At 64.7% G+C, this 16,703-nt stretch carries 18 protein-coding genes; 7 read left to right on the forward strand and 11 right to left on the reverse strand.

What is annotated here, in order from left to right; translation table 11 throughout:
- Positions 1-49 precede the first annotated feature (49 nt).
- Positions 50-1,000: a LysR family transcriptional regulator gene (locus tag BTHE68_RS32465; RefSeq protein WP_162070365.1), complete on the forward strand. Its 951-nt coding sequence runs from the start codon at positions 50-52 to the stop codon at positions 998-1,000.
- On the opposite strand, the gene BTHE68_RS32470 is transcribed toward BTHE68_RS32465, so the two are convergent.
- Positions 997-1,590, reverse strand: coding sequence for an NUDIX domain-containing protein (locus BTHE68_RS32470; protein ID WP_162070366.1), 594 nt, complete (start codon positions 1,588-1,590; stop codon positions 997-999). The genes BTHE68_RS32465 and BTHE68_RS32470 overlap by 4 nt on opposite strands.
- Positions 1,591-1,621: 31 nt before the next feature.
- On the opposite strand from BTHE68_RS32470, the gene BTHE68_RS32475 reads away from it, so the two are divergent.
- The 3 genes from BTHE68_RS32475 to BTHE68_RS32485 all read left to right on the forward strand — a co-directional run bounded on the left by BTHE68_RS32475 (position 1,622) and on the right by BTHE68_RS32485 (position 3,528).
- Positions 1,622-2,425, forward strand: coding sequence for a DeoR/GlpR family DNA-binding transcription regulator (locus BTHE68_RS32475; RefSeq protein ID WP_162070367.1), 804 nt, complete (start codon positions 1,622-1,624; stop codon positions 2,423-2,425).
- 172 nt (positions 2,426-2,597) lie between these two features.
- Positions 2,598-2,948, forward strand: a complete 351-nt coding sequence (locus BTHE68_RS32480; RefSeq protein ID WP_162070368.1) for a hypothetical protein — start codon at positions 2,598-2,600, stop codon at positions 2,946-2,948.
- Between the two features lie 49 nt (positions 2,949-2,997).
- Positions 2,998-3,528 carry a YMGG-like glycine zipper-containing protein gene (locus tag BTHE68_RS32485; RefSeq protein WP_162070369.1) on the forward strand — a complete coding sequence of 177 codons (531 nt, stop codon included), beginning with the start codon at positions 2,998-3,000 and terminating at the stop codon, positions 3,526-3,528.
- A gap of 8 nt (positions 3,529-3,536) precedes the next feature.
- Here the strand turns inward: BTHE68_RS32485 and BTHE68_RS32490 are convergent, their stop codons facing one another.
- From BTHE68_RS32490 to BTHE68_RS32520, 7 genes are all read right to left on the reverse strand, one after another.
- A complete protein-coding gene (locus BTHE68_RS32490) occupies positions 3,537-4,367 on the reverse strand; it encodes a beta/alpha barrel domain-containing protein (protein WP_232078176.1) in 831 nt (276 codons plus the stop codon).
- 18 nt (positions 4,368-4,385) lie between these two features.
- Positions 4,386-5,132 carry a lipoyl protein ligase domain-containing protein gene (locus BTHE68_RS32495; RefSeq protein WP_162070371.1) on the reverse strand — a complete coding sequence of 249 codons (747 nt, stop codon included), beginning with the start codon at positions 5,130-5,132 and terminating at the stop codon, positions 4,386-4,388.
- Positions 5,133-5,255: 123 nt separating this feature from the next.
- Positions 5,256-6,380, reverse strand: a complete 1,125-nt coding sequence (locus BTHE68_RS32500) for an acetoin dehydrogenase dihydrolipoyllysine-residue acetyltransferase subunit (protein ID WP_162070372.1) — start codon at positions 6,378-6,380, stop codon at positions 5,256-5,258.
- The gene (locus BTHE68_RS32505; RefSeq protein WP_162070373.1) at positions 6,380-7,396 is read right to left on the reverse strand and encodes an alpha-ketoacid dehydrogenase subunit beta; all 1,017 of its coding nucleotides are present in this window, start codon (positions 7,394-7,396) and stop codon (positions 6,380-6,382) included. The genes BTHE68_RS32500 and BTHE68_RS32505 overlap by 1 nt, the downstream gene beginning before the upstream one ends.
- An 18-nt stretch (positions 7,397-7,414) precedes the next feature.
- Complete coding sequence (locus BTHE68_RS32510) at positions 7,415-8,410, reverse strand: thiamine pyrophosphate-dependent dehydrogenase E1 component subunit alpha (RefSeq protein WP_061177604.1); 996 nt, start codon at positions 8,408-8,410, stop codon at positions 7,415-7,417.
- A gap of 24 nt (positions 8,411-8,434) precedes the next feature.
- The gene (locus BTHE68_RS32515) at positions 8,435-9,490 is read right to left on the reverse strand and encodes an ATP-NAD kinase family protein (protein WP_162070374.1); all 1,056 of its coding nucleotides are present in this window, start codon (positions 9,488-9,490) and stop codon (positions 8,435-8,437) included.
- Positions 9,491-9,690: 200 nt separating this feature from the next.
- Positions 9,691-11,697, reverse strand: coding sequence for a sigma-54-dependent Fis family transcriptional regulator (locus BTHE68_RS32520; protein ID WP_162070375.1), 2,007 nt, complete (start codon positions 11,695-11,697; stop codon positions 9,691-9,693).
- 169 nt (positions 11,698-11,866) lie between these two features.
- Between BTHE68_RS32520 and BTHE68_RS32525 the strand changes: the two genes are divergently transcribed.
- The gene (locus tag BTHE68_RS32525) at positions 11,867-12,097 is read left to right on the forward strand and encodes a hypothetical protein (protein ID WP_061177601.1); all 231 of its coding nucleotides are present in this window, start codon (positions 11,867-11,869) and stop codon (positions 12,095-12,097) included.
- 8 nt (positions 12,098-12,105) lie between these two features.
- On the opposite strand, the gene BTHE68_RS32530 is transcribed toward BTHE68_RS32525, so the two are convergent.
- Both BTHE68_RS32530 and BTHE68_RS32535 read right to left on the reverse strand, forming a co-directional pair.
- Positions 12,106-12,873 carry an SDR family oxidoreductase gene (locus tag BTHE68_RS32530; protein WP_162070376.1) on the reverse strand — a complete coding sequence of 256 codons (768 nt, stop codon included), beginning with the start codon at positions 12,871-12,873 and terminating at the stop codon, positions 12,106-12,108.
- A gap of 115 nt (positions 12,874-12,988) precedes the next feature.
- Complete coding sequence (locus BTHE68_RS32535) at positions 12,989-13,486, reverse strand: hypothetical protein (RefSeq protein WP_162070377.1); 498 nt, start codon at positions 13,484-13,486, stop codon at positions 12,989-12,991.
- Between the two features lie 385 nt (positions 13,487-13,871).
- Here BTHE68_RS32535 and BTHE68_RS32540 point away from each other — a divergent pair, with 385 nt between their 5' ends.
- Positions 13,872-14,576, forward strand: coding sequence for a glutathione S-transferase N-terminal domain-containing protein (locus tag BTHE68_RS32540; protein ID WP_162070378.1), 705 nt, complete (start codon positions 13,872-13,874; stop codon positions 14,574-14,576).
- 191 nt (positions 14,577-14,767) lie between these two features.
- Positions 14,768-16,315, forward strand: coding sequence for a methyl-accepting chemotaxis protein (locus tag BTHE68_RS32545; RefSeq protein ID WP_162070379.1), 1,548 nt, complete (start codon positions 14,768-14,770; stop codon positions 16,313-16,315).
- Here BTHE68_RS32545 and BTHE68_RS32550 read toward each other — a convergent pair.
- Complete coding sequence (locus tag BTHE68_RS32550; protein WP_162070380.1) at positions 16,306-16,701, reverse strand: hypothetical protein; 396 nt, start codon at positions 16,699-16,701, stop codon at positions 16,306-16,308. The two genes, BTHE68_RS32545 and BTHE68_RS32550, sit on opposite strands and share 10 nt — an antisense overlap.
- Between the last annotated feature and the right edge of the window lie 2 nt (positions 16,702-16,703).

Below are 16,703 nucleotides of genomic sequence, written 5' to 3' on the forward strand. Positions count from 1 at the left end.
AGTGTGAAGTAGCTTGTTATACTTTCAACGTTCACTTGAAGGCTACGCGATGGAAACGCTCGCCAATCTCGAATCGTTCATCCGCAGCGCGGAGCACGGAAGTTTCTCGGAAGCCGCTCGATGGCTGTCTCTGACGCCAGCGGCGGTAAGCCGCAACGTCGCGATGCTCGAGCGCAATCTCGGCGTGCGGCTTTTCCATCGCTCGACTCGCAAGCTGACTCTGACCGAAGCCGGGGAATCTTTCCGGCTGGCCATATCGGACAATCTGAGTGGCATTCAGGCCGCCATCGCGGGCATCGCGGGTGACGGCGGCGAACCTGCGGGCGTTCTCAAGCTCAGCCTGGCGCCCACGTTCGGCGTGGCGCATATCCTGCCCCTGCTGCCCGGCTTCCTCGAGCGGTATCCACGAATCAAACCCGAGTGGCACTTCGAGAACCGGCAGGTCGATCTGATCGCGGAGGGCTACGACGTCGCGATCGGCGGAGGGTTCGACCTTTCGCCGACGATCGTCGCGCGGACGCTGGCGCCTGCGCACGTGATCGCGGTTGCATCGCCGGGCTACATGGCCGACAAGACGCCGCCACGCGAACCTGCCGACCTGCAGGAATTTCGCGGCATCGTCATGCGTTCCCTGCAATCGGGCCGCGTGCGCCATTGGAGCATGCGCGACGTGACCGGCCGCGAAGAGCCGGTGCGCCTGCAGGAGTCGTTCGTCGTGAATGATCCGTCTGCGATGCGCGGGGCCGCATTGCTCGGCATGGGTGTCGCCATGCTCGCAACCGCGGACGTGCTCGCGGACCTCGAAAATGGCTCATTGGTCCGACTCGCGCCGCGATGGTATTCGGATGCGGGCGCAATCTCGATGTATTTCCCGTCGCGAACGCTTTTGCCCGCAAAGACGCGCGTGTTCATCGACTGGGTCGTGACGGCGTTCGAGGTTCAGAAACTCGCGGAGCGATTCGCCGGAAGTCTCGATCCCCGGCCAACCCGTACAGGCTAGATCGACGCGTCCGAACGCGCCTTCAGCGCCGCGTACTGCAAAAGCATGATCGTCTTGCCGTCCATGATGTCGCCGCGCTCGATCATCTGCAGCGCGGTTTGCAGCGGCACTTCGATCGTCTCGATTTCCTCGCCCTCTTCCTCGACGCCGCCGCCGTCCGACACGCGCATCGAGCTGTCGTAATCGCCGAGATAGAAATAGAGCTTCTCCGTCACCGATCCGGGGCTCATGAACGCCTCGAAAATCTTCTCGACGTGATGCACGCGATACCCCGTTTCCTCTTCCACTTCGGCGCGGATGCGCTCTTCCGGCGACGCATCGTCGAGCAAACCGCCCGGCGTCTCGATCAGCATGCCGTGATGGCCGTTCACGAACGCGGGCATGCGGAACTGGCGCGTCAGCAGCACGTTGCCCGTCTTCCGGTCGTGCAGCAGGATGGTCGCGCCGTTGCCGCGGTCGTACGTTTCGCGGCTTTGACGCTGCCAGGTGCCGTCGCGGCGCAGGAAATCGAACGTGACCTTTCTGAGTACGTACCAGTCGTCCGATAGAACGTCGGTTTTGAGGATGCGGACGCGCTCTTTCGTTTCCATCGCTTCACCTGTTCGACATTTAATCGAGCCCATGGTAGCGTGCAGTTTCGTGCAATATCAAGTGAATTCGTGCAAATCCATGTTGACCAGCCAACGCAAGAAAGCGATCCTCGATACCCTCAAACGCGACGGCCAGGTGCTCGCCAGCGATCTGAGCGCGCGCTTCGGCGTCTCGGAAGACACCGTCCGGCGGGATTTGCGCGAGCTTGCGGCCGAAGGGCTGTTGCAACGCGTGCACGGCGGCGCGCTGCCGGCGTCGCCGGCCGTTGCGCCGTTCGCGCGGCGTCAGGAAATGGAATCGGATGCGAAGCGGCGCATCGCGAAAAAAGCGGCGGAGATGATCGCGCCGGGGCAGGTCGTCATCGTCGATGGCGGCACCACGTCCGCGCTCCTCGTGCGGCAGCTGCCCGAGCATCTGACCGCGACGATCGTCACGCATAGTCCGAGCGTCGCGGTCGCGCTGGCGGAGCACGCGTCGGTCGAAGTCGTGCTGATCGGCGGCAGGCTCTACAAGCATTCGATCGTCTCGGTCGGCGCGGCTGCCGTCGAAGCCATGTCGCACATTCACGCCGACCTCTATTTCATGGGCGTCACTGGCGTGCATCCGGCCGCCGGCCTCACCACCGGCGATTTCGAGGAAGCGCATATCAAGCGGGCGCTCGCGGCGCGCGCGGCGGAAACCGTCGTGCTGGCGTCGGCGGCGAAGCTCCATGCGGCGTCGGCTTACAGGATCGGGGCGATCGAACTGGCGCAGACGATCATCGTCGAGGATGCGGCTGACGCGAAGCTCACCGAGCCGATCGAGCAAGCCGGAATTACCGTGCTGCGCGCGTGATATTGCGACGTATTTTTACCGGGTAACGCGCCGAAAAATACGGGCCGGGTCCTGTAATTGTATTTCCTCTCCAACTGGCATAGCGTTGAAAGATGTGCCATGTCCGGTCAACAGCGCAGGCCGGTTTTCCGTTGAAGGCATCGACACAGCGAACATTTTTCTGGAGAAGGTCGTGAATCGCCTGAAGGCTTTAATCGCGCTGTCGCTGATCGCGAGCGCGGGCGTGACCGCCGATGCATACGCCTGGGCTCGCGTCGGCGTGTGGGTCGGCGGACCCGTGTATTACCCATATCCCGTCGCGCCGGCGCCGTATTACTACTATCCGCCGCCGCCCGTGGTCGTCGCGCCGTCCGCGCCGGTGCAATACGTCGAGCAGGGTCAGCCCGTCGCCGATCCCGGCGCGCCCGCCCAGCAGCCCGGCATGTGGTACTACTGCGACTCCGCGCGAGCCTACTACCCGTACGTGAAGCAATGCTCCGGCGCATGGCGCCCGGTTCCGGCGACGCCGCCGCCGTCGAACTGACGCTTCTGACGCTCTGAAAACCGACGACGAAACGAATTTGCAAGAATCCATGAACTACTCAAGGCTTGCCCTGCTTTTTGCGGGAATCGGCGCGCTCGGCCTGTCGGCCTGCACGGTGATGCCCACCGGTCCCAGCGTGATGGCGCTGCCCGGCAGCACCAAGACATTCGATCAGTTCCGCGCCGACGATGCCTCGTGCCGGCAGTTCGCCCTCAATCAGGTCGGCGGCGTGGACGCGAATCAAGCCGCGACGAACAGCGCAGTCGGCAGTGCGGTCGTCGGCACCGCGCTCGGCGCTGCGGCAGGCGCGGCGTTCGGCGGCGGCTCGGGTGCGGCCATCGGCGCGGGCGCGGGTCTGCTGACCGGCAGCGCGTTCGGCGTCGGCGCTTCGCAGGCGTCGGGCTACAACGTGCAGCAACGTTACGACTACGCGTATCTGCAATGCATGTACGCCGCCGGCGACAAGGTGCCGGTGCGTGGCGCGGTACGCACGAGCCAGCCCTATGGCTCGTCATACACCACGCCTCCGCCGCCTCCACCCCCGGCCGGCTGGCAGCCACCGCCGCCCGGAGCGTATTGACGGATTCGTCATCGCCGCATGCGCCGTTCGTCGCCTCCGGCGTAGAGCGGCGCGTCGGTCACGAACGCGGGCGCAACGAGCAAGCCCGTCACCCAGCCGATATAGAAACGCAGATCGCTCCAGAACTCCGATCGTTCGTAGATGCGAAACGCCTGCACGTGCGCGAGCCATAGCGCGACTTGCAGCATGCCCGTCAGCACGAGCCAGGCGAGCGCAATGACACCCGTCGCCCGCGCGCAGCGCCTGAACGTGCGCGCGTCCCATTGTTGCCGCACGATGATGCATCCCGCGATCAGCACGCAGATCACCGGAATCACGCTCGTCACGAGCACGTGCACGCTCCATCCGAATATCACGCCGGCGGCAAAGCTCACGATCACCGCGAACGCGGCCACCGGCCACGCGATCCACGCCGGCCCGCGCGCGGCCATCCACGCAATCGTGATGAAAAAAGGCGTGATCGCCCATTGCAGCGCCAGCGAGACGGCCCTGGCGAGATTCTCGGCCGCCTGCTCGTTGGAGTGACTCGCCGCGACGTACACGGTGATTGCCTCATGCACGCAGACGGCGACGACCGCGAAGCTCAACGCCTCGCACGCGGCGAAGGCCGGCGATTTTTCCGCGTGCGCGGGCGCGTCGCCGATTCCGCGCAGGCGCTCCAGAACCGGTTCGACAAAAAACGCGAGAATCGCGCCGATCAATAGCGCTGCGGCGGCATCGGTCAGCGAAAAGTGCCCGAACAGGGAAAACAGCCCTTGCCAGAGGAATTCGGGCGCGGCGGCGCACACGGCCACCCACAGCGCGAAGAAGAACCCGTTCGAAGCACTTCTGAGCGGCATGGCCACCTCGATGCGTTTTTATTGCTCTGGCAGCGGCGCGTCCTTCACACGTTCGATCAACGCCGCGCGCACGCGCTCGCGCAGATCGGCGGGTATCGAGAAACATTCGTAGGCGAGCGCCTGCGCAACGGTCACGACGCGCATTTCCTCGTAGCGGCGTCCGCTGCCGATCATCGCCTCGAACGCGTTGGCGCGCTCGTTGATTTCGATCGGATCGGCGTCGACGAGCAGGACGGCGTGCGCGAGCACCGCATACAGTGGCGGCTGGTCCTTGTCGCCGTCAGGCACGCGACGCCAGTACTGCGCCGTGCCGGCGATCTTGCGTGCATCGTCGCCGGGGCCCCACGCGAGGTTGAAGCGGCCATCGCAGAAGGAGCCTTCGACCGCCTGCCAGTGCGTCAGCACGCCGAGCGAGTTGAGCGCATCCGCGAGAATCCTGCACAGATGCACATAGACGGTTTCGGAGAGCGTGCCCATCGGCGCGCGCACCGGATAGGCGAGGCTCAGGTTGAGAATGCCCGGGCCTTGCGGAACGAGGCCGCCGCCCGACAGACGCAGCCAGACGGGACAACCGCGCCGTGCGAAGGCGTCGCGAGCGTCGGCGAGCGGCGCGTAGCGCTGATAGCTGCGCGGCACGACCAGCGACGCAGGCGCTTCCCAGACGTGCGCGACGGCGTCGCCGGCGGCCGCGCGCGCGAGCAGCGCTTCCTCGGCATCGAGGGGATCGCCGGAACGCGAGGCGGGATCGAGCAGTTGGAAGGGCATGGAATCGATGTCCGGGCGCGTCGCGAGCGGACGCCACCCCAGCATGGTAGCCAATAACGGCGACGAACGAGCGCGCCCCGTCGGCGGCCTTCTCCGGCGGGGCGCGCTCGGGGCTGGACGCGCTCAGCCGCCCTTTTGCACGTGCTCCTTCAACAACGCATTCACTTCGTTCGCTTTCTCCATCTGGCTCATGTGGCCGGCGTCGTCGAACACGCGCACGGTCGCGCCTTCCGGTGCATGCTTCGCGTGCGCGGCGGGAATGATCTGGTCCTTTTCACCCCAGATCACGAGCACCGGCTTGCCCGTCGCGGCCAGCTTGCCGCCCGGCTGCGCGCTCTGCCGGCCGCCCGCGAACAACCCGCCATTGAGCGAAGTGAGCGCGGTGCTCACGCCATCGAGCCGCTTGTATTTCAGCAGATCGTCGAGCATCTGGCGGCTCACGAGTTCCGGATTGGCGAACAGCAGTTCCACGACCGGCTTCAGTTCGCGGCGCGACTCCGCCGTCACGAAACCTTCGGTGTACGCGTTGTTCACCTCATCGCCGAAACCGGCGGGCGAAATCAGCGACACCGACGCCACGCGCTCCGGCTGATCGACGGCCATCTGCGCCGCGATGCCGCCACCCATCGAATGCCCGACGAGATGCGCCTTCTTCAGCTCCAGCGCGTCCATGAACTTGCCGACGAAACCCGCGAGATCCGCCAGCGTCGTGCCCGGCACTTTCGGTGTCGATTGCCCGTGGCCCGGCAAATCCAGCGCGAACACGCGATTCTTCTCCGCGAGCGCATCGAGATTGAAAAGCCAGTTGTCGAGATCGCCGCCGAAGCCGTGGATGAACAGCACGGCCGGACGGTTCGCGTCATCGCCGCCGCGCAAGGCGTAGCGCACGCGGATGCCGTCGATATCGACGAAGTGATACGCCGCGGCCTCCTCACCTTCTTCCTCGTCTCCGGCGGGCGTCACGTACGACGACACATACGCATCGATATCGGCATCGCTGACGTCAGACGGCGCGAGCACGCCGAGCAGCGCCTTCACCGGCAGCGTATCGCCCGCCTCCGCCACCTTGCGGCGTAGCAAACCGGCATCGGGCGCTTCGACTGCATTGGCGATCTTGTCGGTTTCGACGTCGAGAATCGGCATGCCGACGGTAATCTCCGTGCCCTCCTCCACGAGCCATTCGTTGACCGTGCCTTCCTTCATCGACAAGCCCCATTTGGGCATCACGATCGGTGTGATTGCGGACATCAGTGCTTTCCTCCCTTCATGGTTTTTCGTGCGGCGTCGGCAATCTGCGCGGCGCTCGGAATGTAAAGATCTTCGAGCGTCGGCGAGAACGGCACCGGCGTATGCGGCGCGGTCACCATCTCGATGCCGGCCTTCAGCGCGCCGAACGCCTGCTGCGCGACCTGCGCGGAAATATCGGTGGCGATGTTGCAGCGCGGATGCGCTTCATCGACGACCACTAGCCGCCCCGTTTTCTCGACCGTTTCGATCACTGTGTCGATATCGAGCGGCGACAGCGTGCGCAGATCGACGACTTCCGCTTCGATGCCCTCCTTCGCGAGCGTCGATGCCGCTTCGAGCGCGCGATGCACCATCAGTCCGTACGTGACGATCGACACATCCTTGCCGTCGCGCACGATGTTCGCCTCGCCGAACGGAATCGCGTACGAGTTCTCGGGCACTTCGCCTTCGAAGCCGTAGAGGTTCTTGTGCTCGCAGAAGATGACCGGATCGTTGTCGCGGATCGCCTGGATCAGCAGACCTTTGGTGTCGTACGGCGTCGACGGACACACGACCTTCAGGCCGGGAATGTGCGTGAAGAGCGGCGTGAGCATCTGGCTGTGCTGAGCCGCCGCGCGAAAACCCGCGCCGACCATCGCGCGAATCACGACGGGCGTCTCCGCCTTGCCGCCGAACATGTAGCGGAACTTGGCCGCCTGATTGAAGATCTGGTCGAAGCACACGCCCATGAAGTCGATGAACATCAGCTCCGCGATCGGACGCATGCCGCACGCCGCCGCACCGATCGCCGCGCCGATATACGCCGACTCCGACAGCGGCGTGTCGAGCAGCCGGTCGCCGTGCTTCGCGTAAAGTCCCTTGGTCACGCCGAGCACGCCGCCCCACGCGTCCTTTTCGCCGTCCGCGCCTGCGCCGCCGACGATATCCTCACCCAGCACGATCACGCTCGGATCGCGGGTCATTTCCTGATCGATGGCTTCGTTGATCGCCATCTTCATGCTCAGTTTGCGGGCCATGATTGTCGTCTCCAGGATTTAGTATTTGACGTAGACATCGGTGAGCAGATCGGCGGCGCTCGGCAACGGCGCGTCCTTCGCTTCCTGCACCGCGCGATCGATCAGCGCGGCGACTTCCTTGTCGATCGCATCGAGTTCTCCCGGCGCGATCACGTCGGCTTGCGTCACGGCGGCCGCGAATTTCTTCAGGCAGTCCTTGTTCGAGCGGATATCGTCGAGTTCGCCCGGCGCGCGATACGTCTGCGCATCGCCTTCGAAGTGGCCGTAGAAGCGGATCATCTTGCATTCGAGCAGCGCCGGGCCGCCGCCTTCGCGCGCGCGCCGGATCACTTCGCCCGCCGCTTCGTACACGGCGAAGAAATCGGTGCCGTCGACCGTCACGCCGGGAATGCCGAAGCCCGCCGCGCGATCGACATAGCTATCCACCGCCGTGCCGTAATCGCGCGCCGTCGATTCCGCATAGCCGTTGTTCTCGATCACGAAGATCACCGGCAGATTCCACACGGCCGCGAGATTCAGGCTTTCGAGAAAAGTGCCCTGATTGGACGCGCCATCGCCCGCGAAGGTGATGCCGACTTCGCCCTTGCCGCGAAACTTCGCCGCGAGCGCCGCGCCGCAGATCAGCGGCGCGCCCGCGCCGAGAATGCCGTTCGCGCCCATCATCCCTTTGGACAGGTCGGCGATATGCATCGAGCCGCCCTTGCCGTTGCACGAGCCGCCTTTCTTGCCGTAGATCTCCTTCATCATTTCGACCGGATCGACGCCTTTCGCGATGCAGTGCCCGTGTCCACGGTGCGTGCTCGCGATACGATCGCCGTCGCTCAGATGGCTCATGATGCCGACGCCCGCCGCTTCCTCGCCCGCGTACAGGTGCACGAAACCGGGAATGTCGCCGCGTCCGAAATCGACGTGCAGGCGCTCTTCGAAATCGCGGATCGTGCGCATCTTGCGATACACGGTCAGCAGTTCGTCCTTAGAGAGCGGCAAGCCGCCCGCATTTTGCGTAGCTGTCATCTCTGTCTCCTTCGGTGGATGGGTCTAACGGGTATTGCTCGTGGGCCGGCGCATCAGCCCGGACGCCGCCGCGTAGCGCATGCACGCGGCGACATCGATGCTGCGAAAGGCGTTTTCTTTGAGCGTGACGGTCACTTCGTCACCGGGGCCGAACGCGAGCTCGCGTTCGCCGTCGAGCGCGACGATGCCGGTGCGCTGCTTCACGCGATGCGGCACGCCGTCGGTGAGGCGCGTCCAGTTCGCGATCGGCACGGCTTCGATGAGACCCGGCGCGATCGGCGCGTGCAGATCGAATTCGCCGAGGCCGCGCGCGGCCAGTTCGATCGCCACGCCGCCCGGATCGTGGCGCCCGAGCGGTTCGAGCAGACCCGCGATGGCCGACATGCCGATCGCCTGCGGATCGGCGTACGCGACGTAGACGGCGGCGAGCGTGTCGATCTTCCACAGCGCCCGCGCGCCGATGAAATGCTCGTGCGAGATCACGGCATCGACGAGCGCGATGTCGCGACGCATGTCGCCGTTCGACGCGCGGATCTCGATGTCGAGCCGCTTGTTCGACGCGAGCGCTTCGCCCGGCGGTACGCGGCCCGTCGCGTAGAGACCGGCGGCGAGTCCCGAGATGGTCGGCTCGCGCATTTCCGGATACGCGTTGTTGGTGCCAGTGGACAGACCCGCAATCGGCACCTGTCCGCATTCGCGCACGACCGCGCGATGCGTGCCGTCGCCACCGAGCACGATCAGCGCATCGACGCCGGCTTCGCGCATCATCCGCGCGGCGCGAAAGGTGTCGTCGACGCGCGCGGTCACGGGCATATCGAGGAAGTCGACTTTCGCGAGCGCGGCATCAGGGCCTTGCCTGCGCGCGAGATGGCGTTGCAGCATGACCTTCAGGCCTTCGCGGTCCGGCATCATCAGCACGCGCCCGACGCCGCACGACGCGAGCGACGAAAGCAGCCGCAACACGATGTTCACGCGATCCGCGAGCTGCAGGCTGTTCGCGTTCGCGATGACGCGGCGAATATCGCGCGCCGAAACAGGATTGGCGATGATGCCGACGAGCGGCGTCGCGCTTTCAGGCATGCCTGTGTCTCCGTTGTGTGTCGTATGTTTTGTGCGGCGGATAAAGGCAAGCGCCATGCCAATCGGCACGGTGTTTTCAGGCGCGTAAAAACGAGGGATTACCCGCGGAAAACGGGCGCTTCAGAGGGTGCACGGGGCGCCGCCGTGACAGGTGTCACAGCGGCAGGTGTATCGCGGGGTGTACAGGCGTATCGGCCTGCTCAGCGGCCATTCGCGTCGCGTTGATTCGGCGAGCGGATGCCGTAGCGCGCCATGCGCCGGTACAGCGTCATGCGGCTCACGCCGATCTGCCGCGCGACCGCGCTCAGGTTCCAGCTCGCCGCGCGCAGATACTGCATCAGCAACATGCCTTCCGGCGGCAGCCGATGCGGATCGAAATCCTCGATGACGCGCGGCGGCGGTTCGACCGGCGCAGCGGCAGTGGCGGCGCCGCCGAAGCCTTCCGGCAGGTCCTCGACGTCGATCAGGCCGTTCGAGCACACCGCGCGGGCATAACGCAGCACGTTGCAAAGCTCGCGCAGATTGCCCGGCCACTCATGCCGATGCAAGCGCTCGCGCGCCGCGGGCGATAGCGTGACCGCGCCTTCGACGAATTTGTCGACGAGCCAGTCGAGATCGGTGCGTTCGCGCAGCGGCGGCAGCGTGAAGCGCGCGCCGTTCAGACGGTAGTAGAGGTCTTCGCGGAAACGTCCGTCCTGCATGAGCGCATCGAGCGAATGATGGGTTGCGGAAATCACGCGCACATCGACCGATACGGGCCGCGACGCGCCGATCGCGAGCACTTCGCCTTCGGCCAGCACGCGCAGCAGACGCGATTGGAGTTCGCGCGGCATGTCGCCGATTTCATCGAGAAAGAGCGTGCCGCCGTCGGCTTCCTGAATGAGACCTCGCTTTCCCTTCGCGCCCGCGCCCGAAAAGCTGTTCGGCAGATGCCCGAACAGTTCGCTTTCGATGAGCGTCTCCGGAATCGCCGCGCAGTTCACCGCGACGAACGGCCCCGCGCGCCGCGCGCTCGCGCGATGCAACGCCTTCGCGAAGAACTCCTTGCCGCTGCCGGTCTCGCCGTTGACGAGCAGGTTGATCGGTGAATCGACGAGCTTCGCCGCGCGTTCCAGTTGGCGCTTGAGCGTCGCATCGCCGCCGCTCAGCGCGGCCAGCGCCGCGGGCACTTCGACATTGCGTTGTGACACCGCGTTCGTCGCAGGCGTGACGCATGGCGCGGGCGGCATCACGCTCAGATACAGCAGCGCGCCCGATTTCGCGAGCGGCACCGCGCGCAACTCGCTCGGCCGCGAATAGACGAAGCGACCCAGTTCCTCGATGCGTGCATCGAAGAGCGTATCGAACGGCACGCCGATCAGCGACGCCACCAGCTCGCTTGCAAATGCGCCCGGCGCGATCGGCCGGCCGATCTCCGCCGCGAGCATCGCGTGCGCGCGCCGATTGTGTCCGACGATGCGTCCGCTCGCATCGAGCGCGATCAGGTATTCGGGATCGACATCGACGAATTCCGGCGATGTGTTCAGCTTCAGAATCCAGTCCTGCCGATGCGTGCGCAGGAAGTTTGCGTTCTCGATATGTCCAGCGTAGATACGCACGAGCTGCAGCGCCAGATTCTGGCTGTCGCGCGCCTGCGGCGAGGTGAGCGCAGAGATGTCGAGGATCGCGGCGAGCGCGCCGCGCGAATCGAAGAGCGGCGCGGCGGTGCAGGTAAGCGGGATGTGCGTCGCGTCGAAGTGATCGACCTGATGCACCGTGAGCGCCTGGCCCGTCGTGAGCGCGGTGCCGACCGCGCAGGTGCCCGCGCCGGCTTCGCTCCACTCCGCGCCGAGATACAGCCCCGCGCGGCGCAGCGCGGAATCCGTGTTCGCGTCGCCGAGATAGTCGACGGTCACGCCGGACGCATCGGTGAGCAGCACGACATAGCCCATGCCCGCGACATGCTCGTACAAGGTTTCGAGACCGTGACGCGCGATCCGCGCGAAATCGTCGATGCGCTGCTGATGCTCGCGCAGGCGCGTCTGCGTCAGGATGCGCGCTTCCTGCATGCGCGACGGATCGAGTCCGTACTGATGCACGCAACGCCGCCACGAAGACTCGATGATGCTCTCGTGCGTGCGCAGCGGCGCGGGCGCGGACATGGCCGGTTCCGCCCGCGTGGTCGCCGCGACGACTGCCTCGATGTGCTCGCGTTGCCGCATGTCCATCGTGCTCTCCTTTGCGCGCGAACGCGGGATAAACCGATTCGCACGAGCGTGTCTCAGGCCATATGATGCTCGAATCGGCACAACGCGTCATGCGGCGATAGCGCTGCGCCGCAGCAAAAACGCGTGCGGAAACCTCGGCGCATCAGAACGAAAACACAGGAGACGACGGATGGCGAAGATCGCTTACGAAGATTTCGAGCGACAGATCGTGCAGCATCACATCATCAAGGGCAACGTGTACGAGAACGGCGCGGCGCTCGTCGAGCGCGCGAACAGGTGGATCGAGGAGAACGGAGTCGACGTGCTGAACGTCGAGAGCCTCTCGACGTTCGGCGCCGGCGACGATACCAGCGTGAGCCACTGGTACTCGGGCATTCGCGTCTGGTATCGGACGGCGTAGAAGAAGGGTCAGCCGCGCCCGACGAACGGCATCTTGGTGGCCATCACGGTGTGGAACAGCACGTTCGCCTCGAGCGGCAGATTGGCCATGTACAGCACCGACTGTCCGACGAACTTCACGTCCATCATCGGTTCGACGGCGATTTCGCCGTTCGCCTGCGGCACGCCGCGCGACATGCGCTCGGACAGCTCGGTGAACGCGTTGCCGATATCGATCTGACCGACCGCGATGTCGTACTTGCGGCCGTCGAGCGATGCGGTCTTGGTGAGGCCCTGGACCGCGTGCTTCGTCGCCGTGTAGGCCGCCGAGTTCGGGCGCGGCGCGCTCGCGGAAATCGAGCCGTTATTGATGATGCGCCCGCCCATCGGCGTTTGCGCCTTCATCGTGCGGAATGCCTGTTGCAGGCAAAAGAACATGCCGTTCAGATTGATGTCGACGACGTTGCGCCATTGCTCGGGCGTCCAGTCCTCGAACGGTCCGGGGGGATTCGTCACGCCGGCATTGTTGAACAGCAGATCGACGCGGCCGAAGCGTTCGACCGCCGCCTTGAAGAGGTTTTCGACCGATTTCGGATCGGCGACGTCGGTCGGCACGGCGAGCGCGCGCGCCCCAGCGTTCGATTCGCCGATCACCGCTTCGAGCGGCGCGGGACGCCTGCCCGCCAGTACGACCGACCAGCCGTCGCCGAGCAGGGCCAGCGCCGCCGCGCGGCCGATGCCGCTGCCCGCTCCGGTGACGATTGCGATTCGTTGAGACTGGTTGGCTGCATCGGACATATCGGCGTTCTCCTGTCGTTATGCGCGCGACACTTGCGCGCGCTGAATTCGGGAGAACATTATCGACGACTCAGCGCATTTCGGCGCTGATTCAACGCGCGCTTCAACGCGCGTTTCACCGATTACGTGACGCTTCCGTCGTGACCGGCCCCGCCGTGTTGCGCAACGCGCTGCCGTCGCAGAAGACGGCGGTCATCAGCATTGGCACGATCTGCTTCACCACGGCCGTGCTGCCCGCTTCACGCACCTTCTCTTCGACCGTCTCCGACGCGGCGAGCACCACGACGCCGTACGCGGAGTCGTTGATCGGCTGGCCGCTGCCTCGCTTGAACATGTCGTCGCCGTGCTCGTAGCCCAGCACGGCATAGACGCGAAAACCGTATGCCGTGAGTTCACTGCCCTGCGTCGGCTTGAAGGCGTTCACGGAATTCGCCTCGACGCGCATCGGTCGCGCGTCGATGGACTTGTCGGCGACGAGCGGCGCAATGAACCTGTGCGCGCTGGACTTGCAATCGAGCTGGCTTTCCAGAGGGGTTGCGCCGGACAGGCTGGGCAGCAGTCCCCCGACCACGGCAGCGAATGCGGTAAGCGTTGCGAGAGGAGCGGTTTTCATGGCGAGTCAAAACCAACGGTTCGTAAGGGCCGACAGGAATGCTCAGGCATCCTAGTCGATGCAATAAGCGAGCCAGCGAATCTGGCGAATCGGCCCGCACCTCGCGCACGCGCTGCATTATTCCCGCAGGGGCTTGGTTTCTAGTGTTGGTTGACTTCTTGACCTTTGGCGTTACGCGCAATCCTCGTTCTCGTACAGCGATTCCTACAATCGCTTTTGTAGTGAAGTTAAAGACAGGTTCTGCGCTTCGACAGGCGGCGTCTGTACGAGATCCCTCAATCTTCACTTTTCGATGCGGCGATCCGATGACTGCGCGCGCAAGCCGTAAGCAACAGGAAAACGTCGAAATGGTTATATTCGCGGTTCCGACCTTCGAGGACCCTAAATGACCGCGCTTGCCGATTTTCCGATCACCCGCAAATGGCCTGCTCAGCATCCCGAGCGCATCCAGTTGTACTCGCTGCCGACGCCCAACGGCGTGAAAGTCTCGATCATGCTCGAGGAAACCGGCCTGCCCTACGAGCCGCATCTGGTGCGTTTCGATACCAACGACCAGCTTTCGGACGAGTTTCTGTCGCTGAATCCGAACAACAAGATTCCCGCGATCATCGATCCGGACGGGCCCAATGGCGAGCCGTTGCCGCTGTTCGAATCGGGCGCGATTCTCGTCTATCTGGCGGCGAAGAGCGGCAAGTTCATGCCCGACGACGTCGCGAAGCGCTACGAAGCGCTGCAATGGCTGATGTTCCAGATGGGCGGCATCGGCCCGATGTTCGGGCAAGTCGGCTTTTTCCACAAATTTGCCGGCAAGGATTACGAGGACAAGCGGCCGCGCGCGCGTTACGTCGCGGAATCGAAGCGGCTGCTTGCGGTGCTCGAAAAGCGCCTCGACGGGCGCGACTGGATCATGGGCGACGAGTACAGCATCGCGGATATTTCGGTGTTTCCGTGGGTGCGCAATCTGATCGGCTTCTATGAGGCGCGCGAACTCGTGGACTTTCATGAGTTCGGGAACGTGGAGCGCACGCTCAAGGCCTTTCTGGACCGGCCCGCCGTGCAGCGCGGACTCGAGATTCCGAAGCGCAACTGAGTCGGTGCTCGCGCTTCGTGCCCGTTGCAATGCGCGCGGGCACCGGGCGCAAACGTATTCGGCACATGAGGGATGCGGTTGTCACACAACCGTCTTGAACCACCGGTAGATTGCGCTTCTCGAAAAAGTCTGAAGATAGGCCGCTCGCGCCGAACCAGACTTTCCACGCGCACTTTTCTCCTCTACCGCATATGTCGAAGCTCACTGTCAGGGCGCGCCTCGCGATCGTCACGGGCGCGGTCGCCGCCGTGCTCGTCGCGGTCGGCACCGTCGGGTTATTCGGGGTCCAGCAAGGCAATGCCGCGCTGCGTCACGTCTTCGAAGGCCGCGCGCAGGCGCTGCAAACCATTTCGACCATCGACGAACTCATCACGCAGAGCCAGTTCGCGATCAGCGACGCGGTGCTCGATCCCTCGGCGCAAAAAACGCAGACCGTGGTGACGTCGACGCAGCAGCGCATCGCGAATATCGACGCCCTGCTCGGCCGCTATCTGCGCTATCCGCTCGATGCCACCGAAGCGCCGCTCGCCAAACGCCTCGCCAGCGATTGGGCAGCGCTGCGCGACAAGGGTTTTCGCCCGACGGCCAGCCTGCTTGCCGCGAACAATCTTTCGGAAGCGCAGTGGATCGTGACGCAGCAAATCGAGCCGACCGCCGCGCGCGTCAAGAAGGAAACCACCGAATTGCGCGCATTCCAGCTAAGCGCCGCGCAGCAGGAGTATGACCACGCGCAACGCGTAAGCCGTGTCGTGCAGTGGACTGTTGGCGCGTGCATCGCCGCGGGCGTGGCGCTCGTCGGATGGCTGTGCCTTTCGATGGCGCGCGCGCTGATCCGGCAACTGGGCGGCGAGCCGGCGCTCGCGGCGAACGTCGCGCGGCGCGTGTCGCAGGGCGACCTGCTGACGGACGTGCCCGTCGCGCCCGGCGACACGCAAAGCGTGATGCACGCGATGAGCCTGATGCGCAGCCAGCTCGCATCGATGGTCGGCGACATCAAGCGCTCGACCGACACCATCGGCATCGCGGCGGCGGATATCACCGAGGGCAATCACGCGCTGTCCGCGCGCACCGAGGAGCACGCGGCGAGTTTGCAGCAGACGTCGGCGAGCATGGAGCAGATCGCGTCGACGGTGCGCGCGAACGCCGACCACGCGAACCGCGCGCGCGAGCTCGCGAAGGAAGCGTCGGTGCGCGCGAAAGACGGCGAACGCGCCGTCGCCGACGCGATCGCGCGCATGACCGATTTGTCGGCGCGTTCGGCGCAGATCGGGCAGATCACCGGTGTCATCGAATCGATTGCATTCCAGACCAATCTTCTCGCGCTGAATGCCGCCGTCGAAGCAGCGCGAGCGGGATCGCTCGGGCGCGGCTTCGCCGTCGTCGCGGAGGAAGTTCGCGCGCTCGCGCGTCGTTCGTCGGGAGCGGCGAAGGAAATCGCCCAATTGACGCGCGAAGTCAACGCGCATGTCGAGTCGAGCGGATCGACGGTGAAACACGCGGGTTCGACGCTCACCGATCTGCTCGCTTCCGTCGATGGCGTGTCAGCACTCGTCGAAGCCATCGCGACGGCGTCGAGCGAGCAAAGCGGTGGCATCGATGAAGTGAACGACGCTGTCTCGCAGATGGATCGGCTGATGCAGGGTAACGCGGCGCTCGTCAACGAGGCGGCAGCGGCGGCGCTCTCGCTCGATGCGCAAGCGCGCGAACTCAGGCAGACGGTGCAGGCGTTTCAGGTTTGACGTTCTTTCGATTCGGCTCGGCGCTTTGTTGCTGGTCGCCGTGGTTTCGGCGCGACGCCGATGCGCGGATCACGTGAAAGGACAAGCGAGGTAACACGACGGACGACATCCTCGAACGCAGGGTCGCTCTGCTTTACGCAAAGCCATTTCCCGAGGACCTGATGCGGGTGCAAGGCGGGCATTTCCTTGATGAGCGCAGCGTGTCGTTCCTGCGACGTGCATACCAGCAAACCATTCCACGGTTCATCGCGGTCGGCCACGACCAGGCACAGCAGCCCATCGACGTATGCCGCGTCGCAGCCGAACATTCGCTTTCGGAAATATGTCTCGTCGCCTTCGAGAGGCTCGAGAATCCAGAGCAATGAGTTTCTGACCTTGGATGACATCG

This window comes from Burkholderia sp. THE68 (assembly GCF_009938265.1).
Taxonomy (GTDB): Bacteria; Pseudomonadota; Gammaproteobacteria; order Burkholderiales; family Burkholderiaceae; genus Caballeronia.

What these genes read in the sequence shown, in the direction of transcription:
- BTHE68_RS32465 (WP_162070365.1), top strand. Translation starts at nt 50, where the DNA reads ATGGAAACGCTCGCCAATCTCGAATCGTTCATCCGCAGCGCGGAGCAC.
- BTHE68_RS32470 (WP_162070366.1), bottom strand. Translation starts at nt 1,590, where the DNA reads ATGGAAACGAAAGAGCGCGTCCGCATCCTCAAAACCGACGTTCTATCG.
- BTHE68_RS32475 (WP_162070367.1), top strand. Translation starts at nt 1,622, where the DNA reads ATGGTAGCGTGCAGTTTCGTGCAATATCAAGTGAATTCGTGCAAATCC.
- BTHE68_RS32485 (WP_162070369.1), top strand. Translation starts at nt 2,998, where the DNA reads ATGAACTACTCAAGGCTTGCCCTGCTTTTTGCGGGAATCGGCGCGCTC.
- BTHE68_RS32490 (WP_232078176.1), bottom strand. Translation starts at nt 4,367, where the DNA reads ATGCCGCTCAGAAGTGCTTCGAACGGGTTCTTCTTCGCGCTGTGGGTG.
- BTHE68_RS32495 (WP_162070371.1), bottom strand. Translation starts at nt 5,132, where the DNA reads ATGCCCTTCCAACTGCTCGATCCCGCCTCGCGTTCCGGCGATCCCCTC.
- BTHE68_RS32500 (WP_162070372.1), bottom strand. Translation starts at nt 6,380, where the DNA reads ATGTCCGCAATCACACCGATCGTGATGCCCAAATGGGGCTTGTCGATG.
- BTHE68_RS32505 (WP_162070373.1), bottom strand. Translation starts at nt 7,396, where the DNA reads ATGGCCCGCAAACTGAGCATGAAGATGGCGATCAACGAAGCCATCGAT.
- BTHE68_RS32510 (WP_061177604.1), bottom strand. Translation starts at nt 8,410, where the DNA reads ATGACAGCTACGCAAAATGCGGGCGGCTTGCCGCTCTCTAAGGACGAA.
- BTHE68_RS32515 (WP_162070374.1), bottom strand. Translation starts at nt 9,490, where the DNA reads ATGCCTGAAAGCGCGACGCCGCTCGTCGGCATCATCGCCAATCCTGTT.
- BTHE68_RS32520 (WP_162070375.1), bottom strand. Translation starts at nt 11,697, where the DNA reads ATGGACATGCGGCAACGCGAGCACATCGAGGCAGTCGTCGCGGCGACC.
- BTHE68_RS32525 (WP_061177601.1), top strand. Translation starts at nt 11,867, where the DNA reads ATGGCGAAGATCGCTTACGAAGATTTCGAGCGACAGATCGTGCAGCAT.
- BTHE68_RS32530 (WP_162070376.1), bottom strand. Translation starts at nt 12,873, where the DNA reads ATGTCCGATGCAGCCAACCAGTCTCAACGAATCGCAATCGTCACCGGA.
- BTHE68_RS32535 (WP_162070377.1), bottom strand. Translation starts at nt 13,486, where the DNA reads ATGAAAACCGCTCCTCTCGCAACGCTTACCGCATTCGCTGCCGTGGTC.
- BTHE68_RS32540 (WP_162070378.1), top strand. Translation starts at nt 13,872, where the DNA reads ATGACCGCGCTTGCCGATTTTCCGATCACCCGCAAATGGCCTGCTCAG.
- BTHE68_RS32545 (WP_162070379.1), top strand. Translation starts at nt 14,768, where the DNA reads ATGTCGAAGCTCACTGTCAGGGCGCGCCTCGCGATCGTCACGGGCGCG.
- BTHE68_RS32550 (WP_162070380.1), bottom strand. Translation starts at nt 16,701, where the DNA reads ATGTCATCCAAGGTCAGAAACTCATTGCTCTGGATTCTCGAGCCTCTC.